A 21,534-nucleotide genomic window follows, 5' to 3' on the forward strand; every position below is an offset into this window, starting at 1 on the left:
CCTTTCAGTGGTTGTTGTCGTGTGGAAGTGCGTGGAAACGGCGATCGATGTAGACCAGAGGGCGCCCGGAGAGACCAGGCAGCACCTCGATGACCTCGGCGATGACCACGGTCGACGAACCGACGGCGACCGTCTGGATCGGACGACAGCGCAGGGCCACCCTGGCCTCGGGGAGGTGCGGTTCGCCGGTCGGCAGCGTGGCCCACCCCTGCTCGGGCGTGAACCGCTCGGACCCGCTGACCGCGAAGCTCTGGGCGAGATCGGAGTGCTCGTCGTCGATGAGGTGCACCACGAAGGTGTCGGCACCGAGGATCGCTCCTGCAGAACCGGTGGCACGGGTCACCGAGAACACGATCGCCGCGGGATCGACCGCCACCGAGGCGACGCTGGACGCGGTGAGACCGACCGGCCCTTCCGGGGTGCTCGCGGTGATGATCGCGACTCCCGCCGGGTGGGTGCGGAAGGCGGCTTTGAGCGCCTCGCCGATCGGCGTGGGTACGGGTGTCGCGGTCATCGACCTGCCTCCATCATCTGCTGCTGCTTCGCATGTGCCAGCATCTCATCACGCTCGACGAGCTTCGTCCGCTCGCGACCGCGCCCCGCTCCGGCCCCGCGCTCGGCGGCGTCGATGCGCAGCCAGCCGTCGAGGTCGACCGCCTGCGAGAGATGGGCGATCGGATCGATGTCGCGCGCCTCGCGCTCGATCGCATCGAGGTCGTCGACGACGTGGCCGATCGTCTGCGCGGCATCCGACTTGGTCGACCCGATCAGCCCGACCGGACCGCGCTTGATCCAACCGGTCGCGTACAGTCGCGGGATCGGCGCTCCGTCCGCATCGACGACGCGACCCTCGACGTGCGGCACGACGCCGAGAGCGGCGTCGAACGGCACCCCGGGAACAGGTGTCGAGCGGTAGCCCACTGCGCGATAGACGGCTCCGACGTCATAGCGCAGCAGCTCCCCCGTGCCGACCATGCGGCCCAGCTCGTCGGATGCGGTGCGTTCCATCTCGATACCGGTGACCGCGTCCGTGCCGAGCACGCGCACCGGACGCTGCCGCAGGTGCACGTGGATGCGGCGCGAGGCGGTGCGGCTCGCGGGATCGAGGGCTGCCCATTCGGTCATGGTGCGCACGACGATACGGCGCTGCGAGAACTGCGCCACCATCCGCTCGGCGTGCTCGTCGAGGGCGAGGTCGTGCGGGTCGACGATCACATCGACGTCGTCCTGCTCGGCGAGCTCGCGCAGCTCCATGGCCGAGAAACGCACGTCGGCCGGGCCCCGACGGGCGAACAGGTGCACGTCGCGCAGCGGGCTGGCAGCGAGCTGGTCGAGCACGGCATCCGGGGTGTCGGTGTGGGTCAGCGCCGACGCATGCTTGGCGAGGATCCTCGTCACGTCGAGCGCCACATTGCCGGCGCCGAGCACCGCGACCGCCTCGGCGGCGAGCGGCCAGGTGCGCGGCGCATCGGGGTGCCCGTCGTACCAGGCGACGAAGTCGGCCGCGCCGAACGAGCCGGGCAGGTCGATGCCCGGGATGTCGAGAGCGACATCGAGGTCGGCCCCCGTGGCCACGATCACTCCGTCGTACGCGGCACGCAGCTCGTCGATCCCGATGTCCACGCCGACCTCGACGTTGCACCGCAGCCGGATGCGCGGGTTCACGAGCACCTCGTGCAGGGCATCCGTGATCTTGCGGATGCGGGGATGGTCGGGCGCGACGCCGTAGCGGACCAGACCATACGGTGCCGGGAGCTTCTCGAACAGGTCGATCGATGCGGTCGGCACCCGGTCGAGCAGGATGTCGGCCGCGTAGATGCCCGCGGGCCCCGCGCCGACGACGGCGATGCGCGGTTCGGCGTTGGTCATGCGTGTTCCCCCTGTGGTGCGAGCGCGGCGATGATCGGGTGATCGAAGGCGAGCATCCCCGTCTTCGCGGCGCCTCCCGGCGACCCGAGCTCGTCGAAGAACTCGACGTTGGCCTTGTAGTAGTCCTGCCACTCGTCGGGCAGGTCGTCTTCGTAGAAGATCGCCTCGACCGGGCACACCGGCTCGCAGGCACCGCAGTCCACGCATTCGTCCGGGTGGATGTAGAGCGAGCGTTCGCCTTCGTAGATGCAGTCGACGGGGCATTCGTCGATGCAGGCCTTGTCCTTCACATCGACGCACGGCAGGGCGATCACATAGGTCATCGCGGGGTCTTCGTCCGGGTCACGCTGTCCTCATTCGTTCGTTCGGCCCGTCTCCGAGCCACCCCTCAACCGTAAAACCTCAAGTACACTTGAGGTCAAATCGAGGGACGGCAGACGGAGGGAGAGCACGCCGGATGAGTCCGCACGCACCAGACGAGCCGCTGACGATCGGCGAGATGACCCGACGCACCGGGGTCGCCGCCTCCGCCCTGCACTTCTACGAGACGCTCGGCCTGATCGCCTCGACCCGCACGCCCGGCAACCAGCGCCGCTACGCCCGGCACATGCTGCGTCGCGTCTCGCTCATCACGGTCGCGAAGCGCCTCGGCATCCCGCTGTCGGACGTGCAGACCGCGTTCGCCGACGTGCCCCTGACCGAGACTCCGAGCCACGCCGATTGGCAACGAGCGTCGAGACGCTGGAAGCGCGAGCTCGAGAAGCGTCGCGAGGGCATCGAGCGCCTCGAGCGCGAACTGACCGGATGCATCGGCTGCGGGTGCCTGTCGATGAAGGCGTGCGGCCTGCTCAACCCCGACGACGCCCTGGGCACCCAGGGCGCCGGCCCCCAGCGCCTGCGGGACTGACGCCTCTTTCCCGCGCGGACGGTCTCTGACATGATCGCGGAAACGCCATGAAGGGACACCGCCGATGAAGAAGCTCCCCACCACCGAAGAGATCGTCAGGATCCGCCGCGACGCGCTGCTCAACCGCGCCGTCGAGGCGTACAAGTTCTTCTACCCGACGGTGTCGATGGTGCTGAACTTCGAGTCCATCGAAGAGCTCGGGGCGCCCGCCAACCGCGGTCTCCTCATCCAGCTCACCACGCCGGACCTCGTCACCCTCACCCAGAACTCGGACACCCCCTACGGACTCGGGTTGGGCGACACGACCGACGGCCCCGTCGTCGTCGAGCTCCCCGCCGGTCCGCTGATCGGCGTGATCGATGACACGAACTTCCAGTTCGTCACCAACATGGGCGTCGTCGGCGAGGACGAGGGCAAGGGCGCCAAGTACCTGTTCGTCCCCCCGGGGTACGACGGACCCCTGCCCGAGTCCGGTTACATCGTCAAGCACCCCCCGACGAACAGGTTCCTGATCTGCGCGCGCGCACCGTTCCCCGACCCGGAGAAGGGGAAGGCACTGCTGCGCACGCTGAAGGTCTACCCCTGGGCCGATGCGGAGAACCCGGCACCGAACGTGTTCGTGGACATGTCCGACCGCAAGGCCGTCGCGAACCCCTGCGTGGTCGACGGAACCATCGACTATTGGCATGCCCTCAAGCGCGCACTCGACATCGATGTGCCGTCCCCCGCGCTCTACAACCAGTACGGCATGCTCGCCGACCTCGGCCTGCGGGCAGACCGCCCCTTCGCGCCCGACGCGGAACTCGTCTCGATCCTGTCCGAGGCAGCCGAGAAGGCGAACGAGCAGCTCGTGGTGGCGGCGTTCGCCGACGACGCACCGGAACGGCTCGTCTGGCCTGACCGCAATTGGGAGTGGGTGGTCTACTCCGAGGGAGATTTCGGGTACTACGAGAAGAACTTCCTCAACCTCTCGGTGCGGGAGCGCTGGTTCTACCAGGCCACCCTCGAAACCGACAAGATGTTCATGCACAAGGAGGGCGCCGGCTCGCTCTATTGGCTCGCCGCGGTCGATGCGGACGGGGCCGCACTGGATGGGGCCACGTCGTACACGTTGACCGTTCCCGCACCCGTGCCCGCCGCTCAGTTCTGGTCTGTCACCCTCTATGACCTCGACACCCGCTCGGAGATCAACACCCCGCAGTTCAAGCCCGTGCTGACAAGCCTGCGCGACGACCTCGCGCCCGACGGATCCGGCGGGATCACCCTTCATTTCGGTCCCGATCGACCCCGGGATGAGGTGCCATGGCTGCAGACCAACCCCGGTTCGCAGTGGTTCGCCTACTTCCGGATCTACGGCCCAGGCGCCCCCGCGTTCGACGGCACCTGGAAGCCCTCCGACTTCCAGAAGGCCTGAACCGAGCACACCGGATCGATCGCGAGGTGCGCTCGCCCGCCGCGGCGGGTCAGCGCACCTCGAAGTCGGCGGAGAGGAGCACCTCTTCGCGGGAGCTCGGGCCGACCAGCAGCTCGAACGCGCCGGCCTCGACGATGCGGTTGCCCGCGGCGTCGACGATGGTGCAGTCGGCGACCGGCAGCTCCAGGCGTACCCGCACGGATGCGCCGGGGGTGACGTCGACCTGGCGGAAGGTCTTCAGCTCCTTGTCGGTCCAGCTCACGCTCGTCACGGAGTCGCGCACGTACACCTGCACGGTCTCGCGCACCGGCCGAGTGCCCGTGTTCGACACCGTGACGTGACCGACGATCGTGTCGGACTCCCCCAGCGTCGTCGCCTCGAGCGTCAGGGCGGAGTACTCGACCGTCGTGTACGACAGCCCCTCGCCGAACGCCCAGGCCGGTGACTGCGTGAGGTCGGCGTAGCGGTCACCGTGCTGTCCGCGGATCTGGTTGTAATACGTCGGCTGCTGACCGACGTGGCGCGCGAACGAGATCGGCAGGCGCCCGGACGGCTCGGCCGCGCCGGAGATGATGTCGGCGAGCGCACGGCCACCCTGCATGCCGGGGTTCGCCGCCCAGATCACGGCGGCAGCCTTCGAGGCCGATGCCGGGAGCACGAGCGGCTTCGAGGCCAGCAGCACGATGACCACGGGCGTGCCGGTCGCGATGAGCGCATCGATCAGGGCGTTCTGCCCGCCGATGAGCTCGAGCGTCGCCGTGGAGCGCCCCTCGCCGACCAGCTCGATCCGGTCGCCGACGACCGCGACGACGACGTCGGACTCGGAGGCCGCGGCGACGGCCTCCGCGATCATCGCGGCGTCCGGCTCGCAGGCCCTCACGACCGGAGGACGCGGCTGCTTGTCGGGGAAGAACGGCCCCTGCGGGTCTTCTTCGAGCGTGAGGATGTCGGCGCCGCGGGCGTGCGTGACGGTCCAACCGTCGATCGCCTGCAGCCCGTCGAGCACGGTGGCGATCATCTCGCGCGGCTGACCGTCGAGCCAGCCCGCCTGCCCGGAGCCGCCGGCCCAGTCGCCGAGCTGCGTCTGCGCGTCGTCGGCGAGCGGACCGGTGACCGCGACCTTCAGCGCGGAGGTGGGATCGAGCGGCAGCACGCCGTCGTTCTCGAGCAGCACGAGCGAACGGCGGGCGACCTCGAGGTTCAGCTCGGCGTGCGCGGCACTGCCCACCACGGCGTCGAGTTCCGTGCCCGGCAGGCGCGGGTTCTCGAACAGGCCCAGCTCGAACTTCAGGGTCAGGATGCGGGCGGCCGCAGCGTCGAAGGCGTCCTCGGCGAGCATGCCCCGAGCGACGGCGTCGAGCGCACCCTCGAAGAAGGCCGGCGTGGTCATGATCATGTCGTTGCCCGCCCGCACGGCCGCAGCAGCCGCGTGCGTGATGTCGGGCTGGATCCGCTGCTCCCACACCATGCGCCCGACGTTGTCCCAGTCGGTGATGAGCGTGCCGGTGTAGCCCCACTCGCCGCGCAGCACATCGCTGAGCAGCCAATCGTTGGTCGTGATCGGCACTCCGTCGGTGGTCTGGTAGCCGAGCATGAACGTGCGGCACCCCTCGCGGGCGACGCGCTCGAACGGCGGCAGGAACCAGGAGATCAGCTTGCGCCGTGAGATGTCGGCCTCACTCGCGTCGCGCCCGCCCTGGGTCTCGGAGTACCCGGCGAAGTGCTTGGCGGTCGCGAGGATCGCGGTCGGGTCGTCGAGTCCGTCGCCCTGGTAGCCGCGCACCATCGCCGAGGCCAGCTCTCCGATCAGGAACGGGTCTTCGCCGAAGGTCTCGTCGATGCGGCCCCAGCGCAGATCGCGGGCGATGCACAGCACCGGCGAGAAGGTCCAGTGGATGCCGGTCACCGCGACCTCTTCGGCCGTCGCGCGGGCGACGCGTTCGACGAGGTCGGAATCCCACGATGCGGCCATGCCGAGCTGCGTCGGGTAGATCGTCGCACCGGGCCAGAACGAGTGGCCGTGGATGCAGTCCTCTCCCACCAGCAGCGGGATGCGGAGCCGGGTCTGCGCGGTGAGCTCGTTCGCCCGCAGGATGCGCTCGGGCGAGGTGTGCAGGATCGATCCGGCGTGACGGCGGGCGATGTGGTCGTCGATGTCGTCGCGGGCATCGAGCTGGAGCATCTGCCCGACCTTCTCCTCCAGCGTCATGCGGCTGAGGAGGTCGGCCACCCGCTCGGGGATCGAGAGTGCGGGGTCCTGGTACGGGAGCTGGGTGGTCAGGGTCTGAGAGGTCATCACTTCGTGTTCTGGGTCGAGTTCGGGGTCGAGTTCGGGGTCGAGGTCTTCGAGGAATCGGAGGTGTCCGGCGAGGTCGCCGACGTTACGGGATCGGAGGTCGTCTTCGGCAGGGGCACGCTGCGGACGGCCGTGACGGCGTCGTTCACGTTCAGCCCCTTCTTCTTCATCGCCCTGGCCCGCTCGCCGGCCGAGCGCAGGCGCGGGTTGACGTATTCGTCGATGCCGAAGTTGATGAGAGAGAGGGCCACACCGATGATCGCGATGCAGAGCCCTGCGGGCACGTACCACCACCACAGACGCGGGAAGGCGCCGTTCTGCTGCGCCCAGAACAGGATCGTGCCCCAGTTCAGATTGCTCACCGGGATCACCCCGATGAACGCCAGCGTGGTGAGGCCGAGGATCGCGGCGGTCACCGTGCCGACGAAGCTCGATGCGATGAGCGCCATGAGGTTCGGCAGCATCTCGACCGTGATGATGCGGCGCAGCGGTTCGCCGTTCGCGCGTGCTGCCTGGATGAAGTCGCGGTTGCGCAGCGACATGGTCTGCGCGCGCAGCACGCGAGCGCCCCAGGCCCACCCGGTGATGCCGAGCACCGCGGCGATCACGATCAGCGGCGGGTTCTCGAACTGCGAAGCGATGATGATGATGAGCGGGATGCCCGGGATCACCAGGAACACGTTCGTCAGCGCCGAGAGCGACTCGCTCTTCCAGCCGCGTACGTAGCCGGCGATCACACCGATGGTGATCGCGATGATCGTGGCGATGAAGGCGGCGAGGAAGCCGACGACGATCACACCGCGGGTGCCGTAGATGATCTGACTCAGCACGTCCTCCCCCATGTGGGTCGTCCCCAGCCAGTGCTCCCAGGAGGGCGGTTGCCGCAGCGCCGTGCGATCCTTCTGCGTCGGCCCGTAGGGTGAGATCCACGGCGCGAGGATCGCGATGAGCACGAACACTCCGAGGATGATGAGCCCGGCGATCGACTTGGGGTTGCGGAACATCGCGAACGCCTGGGCGAGCTGCGACCAGAACGTCTTGCGAGGCGGAGCGCCCGCCGGTGGGGTGCGCAGGGTCGCGGTCTCCGGCATGCCGGAGACGACGGCCGACCCGTCGGGCGCGGTGCTCGCGGCGGTGGTGGGAACGGTCATGTCAGGACTCCATCTGGCGCGTGCGCGGGTCGAGGTAGGCGTAGACGACATCCGCGAGGATGTTGGCCACGAGCACCGACAGCGTGATCACGAGGAACACGCCCTGCATGAGAGCGAAGTCCTTGGCGTTGGTCGCGTCGAGCAGCAGCTTGCCGACGCCCGGATAGCTGAACACCATCTCCATCACGATCGTGCCGCCGACGATGAAGCCGATCGACAGCGCGAAGCTCTGGATCTGCGGCAGCACGGCGTTGCGAGCGGCATAGCCCCAGAGGACGCGCTTGTTAGGCATGCCCTTGGCCTGAGCCACGGTGATGTAGTCGTCGTCGAGCACGGTCAGCATCATGTTGCGCATGCCGAGCACCCATCCGCCCAGCGAGGCGACCACGATCGTCAGCGCCGGCAGCGTGCCGTGCATGATCACCTGGCCGATGAAGTCGAGACTCCACTCCGGGGATTGGCCCTTGTCGTACGCGTGCGATGAGGGGAACCACTTCAGGGTCGAGGAGAAGATCGCGATCGCGATGAGTCCGAGCCAGAAGTACGGGATGGTGTTGAAGAACGTGGTCACCGGGATGATCGCGTCGAGCTTGCTGCCGCGCTTCCAGCCGACGACGGCCCCGGCGATCGTGCCGATCGTGAAGGAGATGATGGTCGCGATGCCGACGAGACCCAGTGTCCACGGGAGGGCGGCGGCGAGCACCTCCGCCACGGGCCGCAGACCGTGCAGGGTCGAGATGCCGAGGTCTCCGCGCAGCAGCATCCCCCAGTACTCGAGGTACTGCTGCCAGATCGACTTGTCGGTGTCGATGCCGAGCAGGATGCGCAGCGCATCGGCGGCCTCGGGGCTCACGTTGCGGTTGCGCGCGAGGTAGGAGCTGACCGCGTCGCCCTTCATGAGGCGCGGAAGGAAGAAGTTGATGGTGATGGCCGCCCACAGGGTGAACAGGTAGAAGGCGGCTCGGCCGGCGAAGAAGCGCCACGGCACACGTCGGCGTCCGCGTTCCGCCGCGGTGGCGGTGGTGCCGACCTCGAGGGCGTCGCGGGCGACCAGGTCGTTGTCGTCGAGCTGGGGGAATGCGGTGCTCACAGGGTGCCTCCGTTCGATGCGGCCTGCGCGAAGAACGTGTCCGGGTCGGGGGAAGCGGAGCGCAGTTCCCGCGTGTACGGGTCCTGCGGATGGAGGATCACGTCGTCGGCGGCGCCGTACTCCACGACGCGGCCCTGGTTGAGGACCATGATCTCGTCGCTGAAGTGGCGGGCGGTCGCGAGGTCGTGCGTGATGTAGAGCACGCCGAGTCCCTCTTCGCGCTGCAGATCGGCGAGCAGGTTCAGCACGCCGAGGCGGATCGACACGTCGAGCATCGAGACCGGCTCGTCGGCGACGAGGAGCGAAGGGCGGGAGGCCAGGGCGCGGGCGATGGCCACGCGCTGCCGCTGGCCACCCGACAGCTCGTGCGGGCGTCGATCGATCACCGCGTCCGCGTCCAGGCGCACGCGCGCGAGGAGCCGGCGCACCTCGTCCTCCGTCTGCTTCTTCGGCACGACGTCGTCGAGACGGATCGGCCGCTCCAGGTGATAGCGGATCGAGTGGTACGGGTTGAGCGAGGCGAACGGGTCCTGGAACACCATGCGCAGCTGCTGCCGGTACTTCCGGAGCCCCTTGCCACGACGAGGGATGGGCGTGCCGTCGAGCAGCACCTCTCCGCTGGTCGGGGTCTCGAGCTGGGTGAGGATCTTCGCGATCGTCGACTTGCCGCTCCCGGACTGGCCGACCAGCCCGATCGTGCGCCCGGAGGTCAGGGTGAAGCTCACGTCGTCGAGGGCCTTGATCTGGCCCGCCCCGCGCACGTTGTAGGCCTTGGTGACACCGCGGAATTCGAGGGTGGTCATCGCACCAGCACCCCTCTCTCCCCGGTGAGCCGGGGGAACGACGACAGCAGTGTCTTCGTGTACTCGTGCTCGGGCTGCGTCCAGATGCGTTCCGCGGTCGCGAGCTCGATGATCTCGCCCTCCCGCATGATCGCGATCCGGTCGCTGATCTCCAGGAGCAGCGGAAGGTCGTGGGTGATGAAGATCACCGAGAAGCCGAATTCGTGCCGCAGCTGCGAGATCTGCTTGAGGATCTCCCGCTGGACCAGCACATCGAGGGCGGTCGTCGGCTCGTCCATGACCATCAGCTGCGGACGCAGCGCGAGGGCCATCGCGATCATCACGCGCTGGCGCATGCCGCCGGACAGTTCGTGCGGGAAGGAGCGCACGCGCTGGCGTCCGACCTTCACGATCTCCAGCAGCTCCTCGGCTTCGGCGCGCCGCTGCTTGCGGTTCATGTCGGGGCGGTGGATCTCGAAGACGTCCTCCAGCTGCGAACCGATCGTCGCCACCGGGTTGAGGGCGTTCATCGCCCCCTGGAACACCATCGAGACCTTGTCCCAGCGGAACCGCTGCATGGCATCCACGCCGAGGGCGTTGATGTCGATGTCGACCCCGGTCACATCGTGGAAGGTCACACTGCCGCCGGTGATGACCGCGGGTGCCCGGAGCAGGCGCTGCACACCGTAGGCGAGCGTGGTCTTGCCGCATCCGCTCTCACCGGCGAGACCGAGGATCTCGCCGCGCTGCAGTTCGAGGGTGACGTTCTTCACCGCCTCGACGGGCGGATCGACGTCGTACACGACCGAGAAGTCGCGCACGCTGAGCAGGGGGTCTGGCATGAGGGTGTCCTTCGTCGACCTGATCAGGGGAGCCCGCACCGTCGTCGAGGCGGGCTCCCCGGCAGGATGCTGCTTACTCGGCGGGCTTCAGCTTCGTGAGGATCTGCACGATGTTCTGCTGAGTCGGGTCGGCAGACGCGTACGGGTCCTCTTCCGAAGGCCATCCGACGTAGTTGCGGGTGTTGAACTCGCCCAGCAGCGGGTGCGCGCCCAGCGGGATGGCCGGCACCTGCTCGGAGAAGATCGTCTGCAGCGTGTCGACCGCGGCGGTGCGCTCCTCGTCCGACGAGGCGTTGGCGTAGGAGTTCAGCGCGGCCGTCGCCGTCGGGTCGTCGAAGCGACCGAAGTTGAAGCCGGCCTTCCCGTCCGAGATCCATCGCGGGTCCATGGTCGAGGTGTACAGGCCGTAGGCCGTGCCACTGTCCTCGAGCCAGTGGATGATCGCGGAGAACGTGCCGTTGTCTCGGGGATCGGCCCAGCCGCCCCAGTCGGGCATGTCGATCTTGACCTCGGCGCCGATGGCCTCCGTGACGTCTTCGGCGATCAGCTCCTGCGCGGTGTTCCAGTCGCTCCAGCCGGAGGGGACGGAGAGCGTGAACGAGACGGGTGCGCCGTCGGGGTCGATCAGCGCGTCGTCCTTCCAGGTGTACCCGGCGGTGGTGAGCAGGTCGCGGGCCTTCTCGGCGTCGACCGCGTACTCCTTGCCCTGGAACTCGGGCTGGATCTCGTCGTCGAGGATCGAGGAGAGTCCCGTCACCGACCAGACGGCCTCGCTGGCGCCTTCGCGGGCGATGTCGACGTAGGCGTCGCGGTCGATCACCCAGGCGAGCGCCTGACGGAAGGCCGGGTCGTCGAACGGCTTCTGCTGCAGGTTCATGAACAGCGTCGCGGAACCGGTGGTGGGAGCCGCCCAGAACTTGTTGTGCTCGGGATCGGCCGAGAGGAACTGCTCCTCGATCTGCGGGATGAACGCCTGCGCCCAGTCGGCGTCGCCGTTCGCGAGGGCCGTGGTGAGCGCGGTGTTGTCGCCGTACGAGACGTAGTGCAGCTCGGGCACGGCCAGGTCGCCGCCCCAGTAGTCGTCGCGGGCGTCGAGCGTGACCGACTCGGTCGACCAGTTCGAGAGGACGTAGGGTCCGGTACCCACCAGGTCGTCGCCCTTGACGGGGTCGGTGGCCGGGTCGTCGAGGTTCTCCCAGATGTGCTTCGGGACGATCGGCACGTGCAGGGCGCGGGCCTGGTTGACGTACTTCGACGCGGCGAAGGTCAGCACGACCTTGTCGCCGTCGACGGCAGCGCTGTCGAGCTGGAGGCCCGCGGTGTCGAGGGCGGGGGTGGAGGCGAGCTCGTAGGAGTAGACGATGTCTTCGGCGGTGAAGGGCTCGCCGTCGCTCCAGGTGACGTCGGCGCGAGGAACGACAGTGAGCACCGTGTAGTCGTCGTTCCATTCCAGGCTGTCGGCGAGCCACGGAGTGACGCCGCGGTCGCCGGTCTGGTTCACGAGGGCGAGGGTCTCGAAGATCACCTTGCCGTAGCCGTACTTCGAGGCGGACGAGTCGCCGACGAAGGGGTTGTTGGATTCGGTGGTGATCGCGCCGTCGGGCTTCGCGATGGTGAGGGATGCGGAACCGGCGCCATCGTCGGATCCACCGCCTGCCGAGCATCCGGCGAGGGCCGATACGCCGAGGGCGGTGATCGCGGTCGCGGCGATCAGAGACTTTCTGAGCTTCATTGCTTCTCCTAGGGCACGGGTCTTTGTGCTGCGTCGCCGGAGGACGGGAGTCCACCGACTGTCGTGATTTGCTTACTGTCGAGAAAGTAAGCTCTCGTGAGGTTACCGAGTAGTAAGTTTGATCGCAAGCACAGCCCGACGATGGAGAGGAGGCCGCGGTGGTAGACAGCGACCAGACAGTGCGCGTGCGCCCGGCGACCCTCGCGAAACGCGAGCAGATCCTCAAAGCAGCCGTCGAGATCTTCGGCAACAAGGGCTCGACCAACGGCACTCTGGCCGACGTGGCCGAGCAGGTCGGCATCACCCACGCCGGCGTCCTGCACCACTTCGGCTCGAAGCAGAAGCTGCTGCTCGAGGTTCTCGCCTATCGCGACCAGGCCGACGTCGCCGAGCTCGCCGAGAAGCACATCCCGGACGGACCTGAGCTGTTCCTGCATCTGGTGCGCACGGCGTTCGCGAACGAGAAGCGGCCCGGCATCGTGCAGGCCTATACGGTGCTGTCCGCCGAGTCGGTGACCGACGACCACCCGGCGCGGCACTTCTTCGAGGACCGCTACACGACCCTGCGTCGCGAGGTCACGGCGGCGTTCCACGAGCTGTGCGCCCAGGAGGGTGTGCGCGATCCCGACACGATCGCCGCAGCCGCCGCCGCGATCCTCGCGGTGATGGACGGTCTGCAGCTGCAGTGGCTCCTGCACCCCGACGTCGTCGAGCTCGGCGGAGCCAGCGAATTCGCGATCCAGGCGATCGTGAACGCCGTGCTGCACCCCGGGCCGGCGCTGCCGACGTACGTGCACCCCGCCTGATCCGTCGATCGCGGGCCCTCGGCAACGACCGCCGGCCGGGCTAGGCTCGGGCCATGACGATCGACCTCGAAGCGCTCTACATCGACCTGCACCAGCATCCTGAGCTCTCGTTCCAGGAGACGCGCACCGCCGGCATCGCCGCCCAGCACCTGCGCGATCTGGGGCTCGAGGTCGAGGAGGGCGTCGGGGTGACCGGCGTGGTCGGAGTGCTGCGCAACGGCGAAGGCCCGGTCGTCTGGGTGCGAGCCGACATGGACGCACTGCCCGTCGAGGAGCAGACCGGTCTGTCCTACGCGAGCACGGCGAAGGGCGTCGACCCCGCGGGCACCACCGTTCCCGTCATGCACGCCTGCGGTCACGACATGCACGTCACCGCCATGATCGGTGCGGTCGAGAAGCTCGTCGCCGAGCGATCCGACTGGTCGGGGACCCTCGTCGTGCTGATCCAGCCTGCCGAGGAGTACGGCGCCGGAGCGCGGGCGATGCTCGACGACGGGATCCTCGACCGCTATCCGAAGCCCGACGTGGTGCTCGGCCAGCACGTGACTCCGTTGCCCGCCGGCGTGATCGGCGTGCGCAGCGGCACGCAGATGGCCGCCTCTGACGGACTCACCGTCACCCTGCACGGCCGCGGCGGACACGGCTCGCGCCCGCATGCCACGATCGACCCCGTCGTCATGGCTGCCGCCACCGTGATGCGCCTGCAGACCATCGCCTCGCGCGAGATCGACCCGCAGGGCGTCGCCGTCGTGACCGTGGGATCGATCCACGCGGGCCTCAAGAACAACATCATCCCCGCCGAGGCGAAGCTCGAGCTCAGCCTGCGCTATCCGAACGAGGAGACGCGCGACAAGGTGCTCGCGAGCGTCGAGCGCATCGTGCGGGCGGAGGCCACGGCCTCGGGGGCCGAGCGGGAGCCCGAGATCCGCACCGACCATACGCTCCCCGCCACCATCAACGATGAGGATGCCACCGTGCGGGTCACCGCGGCGCTGCAGCGCGCCCTGGGCGAGGCGGCCGTGATCGACCCGGGCATGTTCACCGGCAGTGAAGACGTCTCCTGGTTCGCCCGTGATGCCGGAGCACCCCTCGTGTTCTGGTTCTGGGGCGGGATCGACCCGGCCCGGTTCGCCGAGGCCGTCGCCGCGGGCCGCCTGGGCGAGGACATCCCCACCAACCATTCGCCGTTCTTCGCGCCGGAGATCCACCCGACGATCGAGGTCGGCGTCACCGCGCTGTCGGCCGCCGCCCGGGAGTTCCTCGCGTAGAGTTCCGGGGCGATGCGCTCACCCCGGACATGACGATGGACGGGGACGACTTAGAGTTCGTCGCGTTGGTCACGTCGGTAGTGCGTGCGGGCTGATCCGCGCAGTTCAGGCAACGTGTGCCCACTCGCGCACTGCGGCACGAATCGCCTCGGAGCGCGTGGTGACTCCTCGGCCTCAGCGCGCGCCGTCAGGGCGGCGATGGCGGATGCGTCGAGCCGCACCGATGTGTGTATACGAAATAGGAAGCCGCTGCGGCCCCACGCTCAGACCGGGCGGATCGTGATCGACTCGCGCTCGAGATCGCGGCGCCGATTGGCCAGGCACTGCGTGCACAGCAGCTCGACCCGACGCGGGTGCCCGCCACCGCAGGTGCACACGATCGTGACCCGCCACCTCGCCTTGTCTCCGCACGCCCGGTAGTCGTCACCCGTGCCGTGGTTGCACTCACAGCGCAGGTCGCCGCGATCGAGCACCGGCAGTTCGTCGAGCTCTTCGTCGATCCGGGAATCGGGGGTGACAGTGGTGGTGGTCATCGAGATCGACCGTAGCGCGAATCGGAACCGACGACCCCTTGCACGGGAGCCGCGGTGGTCAGCCGCCGATGGCGTTCATCCCGCGAGCGGGTTGCAGGAAGGAGGGGTCGTCGATCGCGTGTCCCGGCAGTTTTCCGTGCACGCACGAGCGCAGCAGTGCGGCGATCTCATCGGCGCGCTCGCCCGGGGCGGAGGCCGACTCTCCGCGCAGCAGCCCGGTCAGGTCGTACTCGGCGAGCGAGAAGAGGCAGTTGCGCAGCTGGCCGTCTGCCGTCAGCCGCAGGCGGTCGCAGGCGCCGCAGAACGGGGCCGTGACCGAGGCGATCACACCGACCTCATGCGGGCCGCCGTCGATCCGCCACTTCTCGGCGGGTGCGCCTCCCCGACCCTCGACCGGATCGAGACGCCAGCGTTCCCCGAGCGACGCGAGGATCTCCTCGCGCGTGACCATCGAGGCCCGGTCCCAGGTGTGTCCGGCGTCGAGCGGCATCTGCTCGATGAATCGCAGTTGCGCGCCGACGCTCATCGCGAACTCCACGAGGTCGACCAGCTCGTCGTCGTTGACGCCGCGCATCGCGACCGCGTTGAGCTTGAGCGGGCGGAGCTCGGATGCCGCAGCCGCAGCGATGCCCTCGAACACATCGTCGAGGCGGTCGCGCCGGGTCAGGTCGGCGAAGCGCTGACGATCGACCGTGTCGATGCTGATGTTGAGGCGAGTGAGCCCGGCATCGATCAGGGCCGGGAGCTTCTGGGCGAGGCTGATGCCGTTGGTGGTCATCGCGACCTCGACGGGGCCCTCCTCCCCCTCGATGCGGGAGATTCGCCTCACCACCTCGACGATGTCGGTCCGCAGCAGCGGCTCGCCGCCGGTGAGCCGGAAGGTGCGGATGCCGAGGGCCGCGGCCACTTCGGCCACCTCGACGATCTCGTCGGTGGAGAGGATGCTCGTGCGGGCGAGCCACTCGTTGCCCTGCTCGGGCATGCAGTACGTGCAGCGCAGGGAGCAGCGATCGGTGAGCGAGATGCGCAGATCGCGATGCACCCGGCCGTGCGTGTCGACGAGACCTCCGCCGATTCCTGCGAGAGAGGCGGCCTGCGGAGACGGATCGACGCGCGGCGCGCGCACACCGATCACGACCGGTACGGCCGCCATGGCGCTTCCCCACTCCCCGTCATCTTTTGAGAGTAACCCGCGACGACCGGGGCAGGGCCGGTTTCGTGGCGACGACCGGCAGATTGCCAGTGTCCGGAAGCGTCGGCGGCGACTTCGTCAGAGCACGGGCACGAAGCTCACGTGCGCGGGGTCTACCCGCAGGTGGACCGCATCTCCCGGCGCGAGCACGGCAGCGTCGGCGAGGGAGACATCGACGGCGCATCCCGCGGTCTGCACGCGCACACCGGCGAGGGTGGGCTCGAGTCGCGTGACCTCGGTGCGCCAGGCATCCGGATCCGCGGCGTCGACGACGCGCACGTGCTCGGGGCGGAAGACCGCAGCGAGAGGGGTGCCGTCGACTGCGGCGAGCGCGAGCGAGCCGGCATCCGTGGTCGTGAGGTGCAGATCTCCGTTCCGCCAGGCGCCGCCCGCGGCGACCCCCGCCACGCGATTGACCCCCGCGATCGACGCGACGAACTCGGAAGCCGGAGCCGACAGGACGGCGCGCACCGGTCCGCTCTGTGTGACCCGACCGGCCTCGATGATCACGAGCCGCTCCGCCAGTGCGACGGCATCCGCGGCATCGTGCGTGACCGCGATCGTGGTGATCCCGGCCAGCTGATCACGCAACATCTGTCGGATGTCGCCGGCCGTCGCCGGGTCGAGCGCCACCAGCGGCTCGTCGAGCAGCACCGCGCGCGGGGACGCGGCGAGCGCCCGGGCGACCGCGACGCGTTGCCCCTCCCCGCCGGAGAGCTCGCGGGGCATCCGTCCGCCGGCACCGCGGAGTCCCACGCGCGCGAGCCATTCGTCCGCAAGGTCGCGTGCCGAGCCGGCATCCGCCCCGGCAGCTCGGGGGCCGAAGGCCACGTTCTCGCGCACCGAGAGATGCGGGAACAGCCGTGCATCCTGTCCCAGCAGCACGATGCCCCGATTCATCGGCGTGGTCCGCACGCGGGGCGCGGACACGCGGTCGACCACGCGTCCCGCGACGTCGATCTGCCCGGCGGTCAGTGGCTCGAGTCCCGCGAGGGCCTGCAGCAGCGTCGACTTTCCCGCGCCGCTCGGTCCCATGACGGCGACCGTCTCGCCGACTGCGGCCTGCACGGCGACCTCGACGGCGAAGTGCTCGCGCTCGACCACGATGTCGGCGCGCAGTCCCGGTTCGACGGCGGCGCGGCGCTCGGCCGGCAGACCGTTCGCCAGGGTCATCGCGCCGCCCCCGGTCGCCAGCCGCGCACGAGCAGCAGCACGATGATCGCGGTGGCGAGCAGCAGCAGGGCGAGGGCGACCGCCGTGCCCTGCGACACTCCGGCACCGTTGAACGCGGTGTAGATCGCGAGCGGCATCGTCTGGGTGACTCCCGGCCGGTTCCCGGCGAACAGCGCCGTCGCGCCGAACTCGCCGATGGCCCGCGCGAAGCACAGCACGACGCCGGCGACGATGCCCGGCGCGGCGAGCGGCAGGGTGATGCGGCGCAGGATCGTCCATCGTCCGGCTCCGAGCGCTGCCGCTGTGCGCTCGTAGTCGACGCCCGAGGTGCGCACCGCGCCTTCGACGGCCAGCACCAGGAAGGGCAGGGCGACGAATGTCTGTGCCAGCACGACAGCCGGGGTGCTGAACGACAGGCCGAGCCCGCCGAGCCACCCCGCGCGCCCGAACAGGTAGAGCAGCGCGACGCCGCCCACCATGGGGGGCAGCACCAGCGGCACCGTGACGATGGCACGCAGCACCGCGGCCAGGCGGGGCCCGGAGCGGGCGATGTAGAGCGCGAGCGGCACCCCGACGACGATGCACAGCACGGTGGCCAGCAGGCCCGTGCACAGCGAAAGCAGGAGCGCCGAGAGCGCGGCCTCCGACGTCACATCGGCGAAGAAGGTCGACCACTGCACCCGCGCCACGAGTGCGGTCAGCGGCAGGATGAGGAACGACAGTCCGATGAGGGCCGGAACAGCGAGCGCGCGCGGAGCGTATCCACGTGCGCCGGTCACGCTCACGGGGCCCCGAAGCCGAAGTCCGCCAGGATCTTCTGACCCGCGTCCGACAGCACGAACGTCACGAACGCATCGGCCGCCTCGGCGTTCGGCGCATCGGCCAGCGCGGCGATCGGGTAGTGGTTGACGACGTCGTCGGCACCGTCGGGCACGATCACCTCGACGTCGTCACGTCCGATCACATCGGTGGCGTACACGAGCCCGGCATCGGCCTCGGAGGCGGCAACCTTCGTGAGCACGGCCGTGACGTTCTGCTCGAGACTGGCGGCGTCGACCGTCACGCCCGCTGTCGAGAGCAGTTTCGCGGCGGCCGCACCGCACGGCACCTCGGGCGCACACAGCACCGTGGTCACGTCGGCGAGATCGGAGAGGGTCTCCACCTCGCCCGGGTTGCCCGCCGGCACCGCGATCACGAGGGTGTTGGAGGCGAACAGCGTCGGATCGACCGCCACATCCGCCGCCTTGTCCATGTTCGCCTCGTCGGCGGACGCGAACACGTCGGCCGGTGCTCCTTCGAGGATCTGTGTGACGAGGGTCGACGAGCCGTCGTAGACGGGTGTGAACCGCACGTCGGGGTTCTCGGCGGTGAACGCCTCGCCGATCGCATCAAAAGCCCCGCTGAGCGATGCGGCGGCATAGACCGTGAGCTCTCCGCTCACACCGCTCTTCTCCGCCGTCGCCGACGGGGAGGGAGTGCTCGCGGCGCCACCCGCACAGCCGGTGAGGGCGAGCGCGGCGGCGGCGAGGACGGCGGCGGCGCGGAGCGTGCGGTTCATGTCAGCCTTTCGGTACTTCGACCACGACCTGGGTCGCCTTGACGGAGGCGGTGGCGAGCGCGCCGACCCCGAGGTGCAGTTCGCGCGCGGCCTCGGCAGACATCAGCGAGACCACGCGATGAGGACCGGATTGGATGTCGACCTGCGCCATCAGCCCGTCGATCTGCACCCGGGTGACGATTCCCACGAAGCGGTTGCGCGCGCTGGAGAGCACATCTCCGGCACTCTTCGCCTCCTCCGCGAGCGCGACGGCCCGTTCCGCGACGGCATCGCCGGGGATCTCGGCGGGCACGGCATCGGTGACCGGAAGCAGCCCCTGTTCGATCCAACGCCGGACGGTGTCGTCGCTCACGCCGAGCAGCTGCGCTGCGCGAGCGATCCGATACGTCTGCATGGAGAGAATCTACCGCAGAAGCGGAGATTTTCCTCGAAAATCTCCGAGTCTGCAATGATCCATACCCCTTCCGCTCCGCACGTCGACGGACCGTTCCTGTGTCCGCCGAATGGCCGATAGCGCGTGCGGCAGGGGTCGGCCAAGATGAGTGTCACCATGACGGCACCGAATCCACCGGCGGACGACCTCTCCGAGTTCGCTGAACTGATGTCCCACGAGCAGGAGTTCCTCTCCCCCCGTGATCGGATCGATCCGGAGGTGCGCCGAAAGCGCAGGCGGCGGGGGCTCATCATCACCGGGGCCTGCATCTTCCTGCTGCTGGCTGCCGCCGGTGGCTACATCGGGTGGGCGCTCACCGCGCCCGTGGATCCGCCGGCGGTGACCACGCAGACGCCGCAGGTCCCGGCCGTCGATGCGGCGGCGATCACCACGCCACCGGCGGGTGCGTCAGCGATCAGCATCGCCGGCGCGGACGCCTATCTGGGCGAGGGGGCGAGTGGCATCTGGTCGTCGAGCGGGACCGGCGAACCCCTGCCCATCGCGAGCATCACCAAGCTCATCACCGCACTCGTCATCCTCGACGCGTCGCCGCTCGCCTCCGTCGATGACCCCGGCCCCACCATCACGTTCGGCAAGGCCGACCACGACCTCTACGACCGGTACTACGTGCAGGGCGCCACGATCGCGCCGATGCCCACCGGCACGTCGATGTCGCTGCGCGATGCCCTGGCGGCCATGCTGATCCCCTCGGCGAGCAACTATGCCGAGGCGCTGTCGTCGCACGTCTTCGGGTCGCAGAGCGCGTTCCTGGGCGCGACGCGGGATTGGCTCGCCGCCCAAGGACTGACCGGCACGACCATCACCGAACCCACCGGCATCAGCCCGCGCAACACGAGCACGCCTGTCGATCTCGTGGCCATCGGAAAGCTCGCCGCCGCGAACCCGGTGATCGCCCAGATCGTCGCCACCCCGTCGATCACGCTCCCCGGAGCGGGCCTGCTCTACAACACCAACGGCCTTCTCGGCACCAGCGGGATCACGGGACTGAAGACCGGCACCCTCGGCGAAGGCACCTACAGCCTGCTGTACACGGCCACCCTCGTCGTGGGCACCACCGATCCGCTGGCCGTGACCGGCGTGATCCTCGGAGGGTCGTCACGCGATTCGGTGAATGCCGGTGTGCTCGCCGCCCTGGACGGCGTCCGCTCCGGCTTCCACGAGGTGCCCGTCGCCACCCCCGACCAGGAGGTCGGGACGATCTCGACGCCGTGGGGCTCCTCCGCCCGCCTGGTCATCGGCGAGGCGGCGTCGATCTTCACGTGGTCGGACACGCCGATCACCGTGACGATGGACATCGAGACGCCGCCGACCTATCGGGACGGCTCCACCGTGGGCACCGTCACCTGGACCGCCGGCCCGAACACGGTCACCGCTCCGGTCGAGATCAAGGGGAGCATCGAGCAGCCGTCCGAGTGGTGGCGCCTCACCCACCCGTCGCAGCTCGGTTCGATCGCAGACGCTCGACGCTGAGACCGATCGCCAGGATGCTGACCAGCACCCAGGCGACAGCACCGCACCACACCGCGAGCGTGCCGACGGCGACCAGCTCCCCGACGCCTGCGGCCCTGCCGAGGGCGATGGTCGCGGTGGCGTACATGCCGATCGGGAAGACGATGCTCCACCACCCCACGGTGAACCGACGCGCGCCCGGACGCGTGCGGAGATCCCGGATGCCGAGCCCCACGAGGAACGGGATGAGGAACGTTCCGAACGACCAGAGCGCCATCGCCACGACGGTGACCGCTCCCTCCGTGCCGGGGAGGACGGCGGAGTCTGCCGTCAGCAGACGCGCGGCGGCCAGTGTGGAGATCGCGGTCGATCCCGTCAGCACCCATGCGGTCGGCGCGACGTCGATCGCAGCGATCTCCTGGCCGAGCAGCCGCACCGTCACCGCCGCCATGAGAAGCAGATACAGAACGATCCCCAGGCACCAGAGCGCGAACGCCGCAAGGCCCAGCAGGGGGTGCCCTCCGGCGGTCGCGCTCGTCAGGACCGACAGCGACTGGGTGGCGACGACGAGGAGGAACCACCCGCCGTCGACCGTGCGGAGCAGGGGCCGCCGGGAAGCGTGCGTGACGAGCCACGGCAGCATCCCGTACGTCAGAAGCGCCCAGAGCAGCGCTTCCAGGGCGAGGGCGACGGGGAGGATCCCCTCGGCCCCGAGCGACGCACCCAAGGTGGCGGTGACCCCGGTCGCCGCCACGATCGTGAAGAACCCGAATGCGCGGCCCGGGTCACCGGCGTCACGGAGCACGGCGGCCGGCGCCAGGAGCACGCGCGCGACGGTGGCGATCAGCAGGAGCGCATACCCGCCGACGGCGAGCACGAACGCCACGGCCCCGATCGGGGACAGTCCGATCGCGACGAAAGAGGTGCCGACGATGCCGGTCGCCATCACGAAGGAGAATCCCGCGGGCGGAAGCCGTTCGATCATCGTGCGCACGGACATCACTCAGATCGACCGCCG

At 69.1% G+C, this 21,534-nt stretch carries 21 protein-coding genes and 1 pseudogene; 5 read left to right on the forward strand and 17 right to left on the reverse strand.

What is annotated here, in order from left to right:
- Positions 1-4 precede the first annotated feature (4 nt).
- Genes MicroSTF_RS18185 through fdxA form a run of 3 tightly spaced genes read right to left on the reverse strand, consistent with a single transcriptional unit; the run spans position 5 to position 2,192 of the window.
- Complete coding sequence (locus MicroSTF_RS18185) at positions 5-514, reverse strand: flavin reductase family protein (RefSeq protein WP_021199247.1); 510 nt, start codon at positions 512-514, stop codon at positions 5-7.
- Positions 511-1,869, reverse strand: a complete 1,359-nt coding sequence (locus tag MicroSTF_RS18190; RefSeq protein ID WP_322957609.1) for an FAD-dependent oxidoreductase — start codon at positions 1,867-1,869, stop codon at positions 511-513. The genes MicroSTF_RS18185 and MicroSTF_RS18190 overlap by 4 nt, the downstream gene beginning before the upstream one ends.
- Positions 1,866-2,192: a ferredoxin gene (gene fdxA, locus MicroSTF_RS18195; protein WP_021199249.1), complete on the reverse strand. Its 327-nt coding sequence runs from the start codon at positions 2,190-2,192 to the stop codon at positions 1,866-1,868. The genes MicroSTF_RS18190 and fdxA overlap by 4 nt, the downstream gene beginning before the upstream one ends.
- A gap of 134 nt (positions 2,193-2,326) precedes the next feature.
- Between fdxA and soxR the strand changes: the two genes are divergently transcribed.
- Both soxR and MicroSTF_RS18205 read left to right on the forward strand, forming a co-directional pair.
- Positions 2,327-2,776 (forward strand): redox-sensitive transcriptional activator SoxR, encoded by a 450-nt coding sequence (soxR, locus tag MicroSTF_RS18200; protein ID WP_021199250.1) that lies wholly within the window; start codon positions 2,327-2,329, stop codon positions 2,774-2,776.
- Positions 2,777-2,840: 64 nt separating this feature from the next.
- Complete coding sequence (locus tag MicroSTF_RS18205) at positions 2,841-4,190, forward strand: DUF1254 domain-containing protein (protein WP_322957613.1); 1,350 nt, start codon at positions 2,841-2,843, stop codon at positions 4,188-4,190.
- 49 nt (positions 4,191-4,239) lie between these two features.
- Here the strand turns inward: MicroSTF_RS18205 and MicroSTF_RS18210 are convergent, their stop codons facing one another.
- The 6 genes from MicroSTF_RS18210 to MicroSTF_RS18235 form a co-directional block, all read right to left on the reverse strand.
- Complete coding sequence (locus MicroSTF_RS18210) at positions 4,240-6,486, reverse strand: glycoside hydrolase family 3 N-terminal domain-containing protein (protein ID WP_322957615.1); 2,247 nt, start codon at positions 6,484-6,486, stop codon at positions 4,240-4,242.
- The gene (locus MicroSTF_RS18215; protein ID WP_322957617.1) at positions 6,486-7,637 is read right to left on the reverse strand and encodes an ABC transporter permease; all 1,152 of its coding nucleotides are present in this window, start codon (positions 7,635-7,637) and stop codon (positions 6,486-6,488) included. The genes MicroSTF_RS18210 and MicroSTF_RS18215 overlap by 1 nt, the downstream gene beginning before the upstream one ends.
- A 1-nt stretch (position 7,638) precedes the next feature.
- On the reverse strand, positions 7,639-8,727 hold the full coding sequence (locus MicroSTF_RS18220) for an ABC transporter permease (RefSeq protein WP_315071534.1): 1,089 nt from the start codon (positions 8,725-8,727) through the stop codon (positions 7,639-7,641).
- Complete coding sequence (locus tag MicroSTF_RS18225; RefSeq protein WP_021199255.1) at positions 8,724-9,530, reverse strand: ABC transporter ATP-binding protein; 807 nt, start codon at positions 9,528-9,530, stop codon at positions 8,724-8,726. The genes MicroSTF_RS18220 and MicroSTF_RS18225 overlap by 4 nt, the downstream gene beginning before the upstream one ends.
- On the reverse strand, positions 9,527-10,351 hold the full coding sequence (locus MicroSTF_RS18230; protein WP_021199256.1) for an ABC transporter ATP-binding protein: 825 nt from the start codon (positions 10,349-10,351) through the stop codon (positions 9,527-9,529). Before MicroSTF_RS18230 ends, MicroSTF_RS18225 begins: the two co-directional genes overlap by 4 nt.
- A gap of 73 nt (positions 10,352-10,424) precedes the next feature.
- Complete coding sequence (locus MicroSTF_RS18235) at positions 10,425-12,083, reverse strand: ABC transporter substrate-binding protein (RefSeq protein ID WP_029265087.1); 1,659 nt, start codon at positions 12,081-12,083, stop codon at positions 10,425-10,427.
- A gap of 158 nt (positions 12,084-12,241) precedes the next feature.
- On the opposite strand from MicroSTF_RS18235, the gene MicroSTF_RS18240 reads away from it, so the two are divergent.
- Both MicroSTF_RS18240 and MicroSTF_RS18245 read left to right on the forward strand, forming a co-directional pair.
- The gene (locus tag MicroSTF_RS18240) at positions 12,242-12,889 is read left to right on the forward strand and encodes a TetR/AcrR family transcriptional regulator (protein WP_021199258.1); all 648 of its coding nucleotides are present in this window, start codon (positions 12,242-12,244) and stop codon (positions 12,887-12,889) included.
- A 53-nt stretch (positions 12,890-12,942) separates the two neighbouring features.
- Positions 12,943-14,157, forward strand: a complete 1,215-nt coding sequence (locus MicroSTF_RS18245) for an amidohydrolase (RefSeq protein WP_021199259.1) — start codon at positions 12,943-12,945, stop codon at positions 14,155-14,157.
- Positions 14,158-14,262: 105 nt separating this feature from the next.
- On the opposite strand, the pseudogene MicroSTF_RS18250 reads toward MicroSTF_RS18245, so the two are convergent.
- From MicroSTF_RS18250 to MicroSTF_RS18280, 7 genes and pseudogenes are all read right to left on the reverse strand, one after another.
- A pseudogene (locus MicroSTF_RS18250) lies at positions 14,263-14,307 on the reverse strand (hypothetical protein); the annotation flags it as partial.
- Between the two features lie 113 nt (positions 14,308-14,420).
- Entirely contained in the window at positions 14,421-14,690 is a 270-nt protein-coding gene (locus MicroSTF_RS18255; protein WP_029260046.1) for a hypothetical protein, read from the reverse strand.
- Positions 14,691-14,748: 58 nt separating this feature from the next.
- Positions 14,749-15,843, reverse strand: a complete 1,095-nt coding sequence (gene moaA / locus MicroSTF_RS18260; protein WP_322957623.1) for a GTP 3',8-cyclase MoaA — start codon at positions 15,841-15,843, stop codon at positions 14,749-14,751.
- A 117-nt stretch (positions 15,844-15,960) separates the two neighbouring features.
- On the reverse strand, positions 15,961-17,055 hold the full coding sequence (locus MicroSTF_RS18265) for a sulfate/molybdate ABC transporter ATP-binding protein (RefSeq protein ID WP_167253647.1): 1,095 nt from the start codon (positions 17,053-17,055) through the stop codon (positions 15,961-15,963).
- Entirely contained in the window at positions 17,052-17,834 is a 783-nt protein-coding gene (modB, locus tag MicroSTF_RS18270) for a molybdate ABC transporter permease subunit (protein WP_167253762.1), read from the reverse strand. Before modB ends, MicroSTF_RS18265 begins: the two co-directional genes overlap by 4 nt.
- Positions 17,835-17,836: 2 nt before the next feature.
- Positions 17,837-18,613: a molybdate ABC transporter substrate-binding protein gene (gene modA, locus MicroSTF_RS18275; protein WP_029265095.1), complete on the reverse strand. Its 777-nt coding sequence runs from the start codon at positions 18,611-18,613 to the stop codon at positions 17,837-17,839.
- 1 nt (position 18,614) lies between these two features.
- The gene (locus MicroSTF_RS18280) at positions 18,615-19,007 is read right to left on the reverse strand and encodes a TOBE domain-containing protein (RefSeq protein WP_021199267.1); all 393 of its coding nucleotides are present in this window, start codon (positions 19,005-19,007) and stop codon (positions 18,615-18,617) included.
- Positions 19,008-19,163: 156 nt separating this feature from the next.
- On the opposite strand from MicroSTF_RS18280, the gene MicroSTF_RS18285 reads away from it, so the two are divergent.
- Positions 19,164-20,537: a D-alanyl-D-alanine carboxypeptidase family protein gene (locus tag MicroSTF_RS18285; RefSeq protein ID WP_029260049.1), complete on the forward strand. Its 1,374-nt coding sequence runs from the start codon at positions 19,164-19,166 to the stop codon at positions 20,535-20,537.
- Here MicroSTF_RS18285 and MicroSTF_RS18290 read toward each other — a convergent pair.
- Complete coding sequence (locus MicroSTF_RS18290; RefSeq protein WP_029260050.1) at positions 20,491-21,516, reverse strand: tellurite resistance/C4-dicarboxylate transporter family protein; 1,026 nt, start codon at positions 21,514-21,516, stop codon at positions 20,491-20,493. The two genes, MicroSTF_RS18285 and MicroSTF_RS18290, sit on opposite strands and share 47 nt — an antisense overlap.
- Between the last annotated feature and the right edge of the window lie 18 nt (positions 21,517-21,534).

The sequence above is a fragment of the Microbacterium sp. STF-2 genome (assembly GCF_034650155.1).
GTDB lineage: Bacteria > Actinomycetota > Actinomycetes > Actinomycetales > Microbacteriaceae > Microbacterium > Microbacterium maritypicum_A.

Bases quoted from the DNA above. Each gene is read 5' to 3' on its own strand.
- MicroSTF_RS18185 (WP_021199247.1), bottom strand. From the start codon at position 514: ATGACCGCGACACCCGTACCCACGCCGATCGGCGAGGCGCTCAAAGCC.
- MicroSTF_RS18190 (WP_322957609.1), bottom strand. From the start codon at position 1,869: ATGACCAACGCCGAACCGCGCATCGCCGTCGTCGGCGCGGGGCCCGCG.
- fdxA (WP_021199249.1), bottom strand. From the start codon at position 2,192: ATGACCTATGTGATCGCCCTGCCGTGCGTCGATGTGAAGGACAAGGCC.
- soxR (WP_021199250.1), top strand. From the start codon at position 2,327: ATGAGTCCGCACGCACCAGACGAGCCGCTGACGATCGGCGAGATGACC.
- MicroSTF_RS18205 (WP_322957613.1), top strand. From the start codon at position 2,841: ATGAAGAAGCTCCCCACCACCGAAGAGATCGTCAGGATCCGCCGCGAC.
- MicroSTF_RS18210 (WP_322957615.1), bottom strand. From the start codon at position 6,486: ATGACCTCTCAGACCCTGACCACCCAGCTCCCGTACCAGGACCCCGCA.
- MicroSTF_RS18215 (WP_322957617.1), bottom strand. From the start codon at position 7,637: ATGACCGTTCCCACCACCGCCGCGAGCACCGCGCCCGACGGGTCGGCC.
- MicroSTF_RS18225 (WP_021199255.1), bottom strand. From the start codon at position 9,530: ATGACCACCCTCGAATTCCGCGGTGTCACCAAGGCCTACAACGTGCGC.
- MicroSTF_RS18230 (WP_021199256.1), bottom strand. From the start codon at position 10,351: ATGCCAGACCCCCTGCTCAGCGTGCGCGACTTCTCGGTCGTGTACGAC.
- MicroSTF_RS18235 (WP_029265087.1), bottom strand. From the start codon at position 12,083: ATGAAGCTCAGAAAGTCTCTGATCGCCGCGACCGCGATCACCGCCCTC.
- MicroSTF_RS18245 (WP_021199259.1), top strand. From the start codon at position 12,943: ATGACGATCGACCTCGAAGCGCTCTACATCGACCTGCACCAGCATCCT.
- MicroSTF_RS18255 (WP_029260046.1), bottom strand. From the start codon at position 14,690: ATGACCACCACCACTGTCACCCCCGATTCCCGGATCGACGAAGAGCTC.
- moaA (WP_322957623.1), bottom strand. From the start codon at position 15,843: ATGGCGGCCGTACCGGTCGTGATCGGTGTGCGCGCGCCGCGCGTCGAT.
- MicroSTF_RS18265 (WP_167253647.1), bottom strand. From the start codon at position 17,055: ATGACCCTGGCGAACGGTCTGCCGGCCGAGCGCCGCGCCGCCGTCGAA.
- modA (WP_029265095.1), bottom strand. From the start codon at position 18,613: ATGAACCGCACGCTCCGCGCCGCCGCCGTCCTCGCCGCCGCCGCGCTC.
- MicroSTF_RS18280 (WP_021199267.1), bottom strand. From the start codon at position 19,007: ATGCAGACGTATCGGATCGCTCGCGCAGCGCAGCTGCTCGGCGTGAGC.
- MicroSTF_RS18285 (WP_029260049.1), top strand. From the start codon at position 19,164: ATGACGGCACCGAATCCACCGGCGGACGACCTCTCCGAGTTCGCTGAA.
- MicroSTF_RS18290 (WP_029260050.1), bottom strand. From the start codon at position 21,516: ATGTCCGTGCGCACGATGATCGAACGGCTTCCGCCCGCGGGATTCTCC.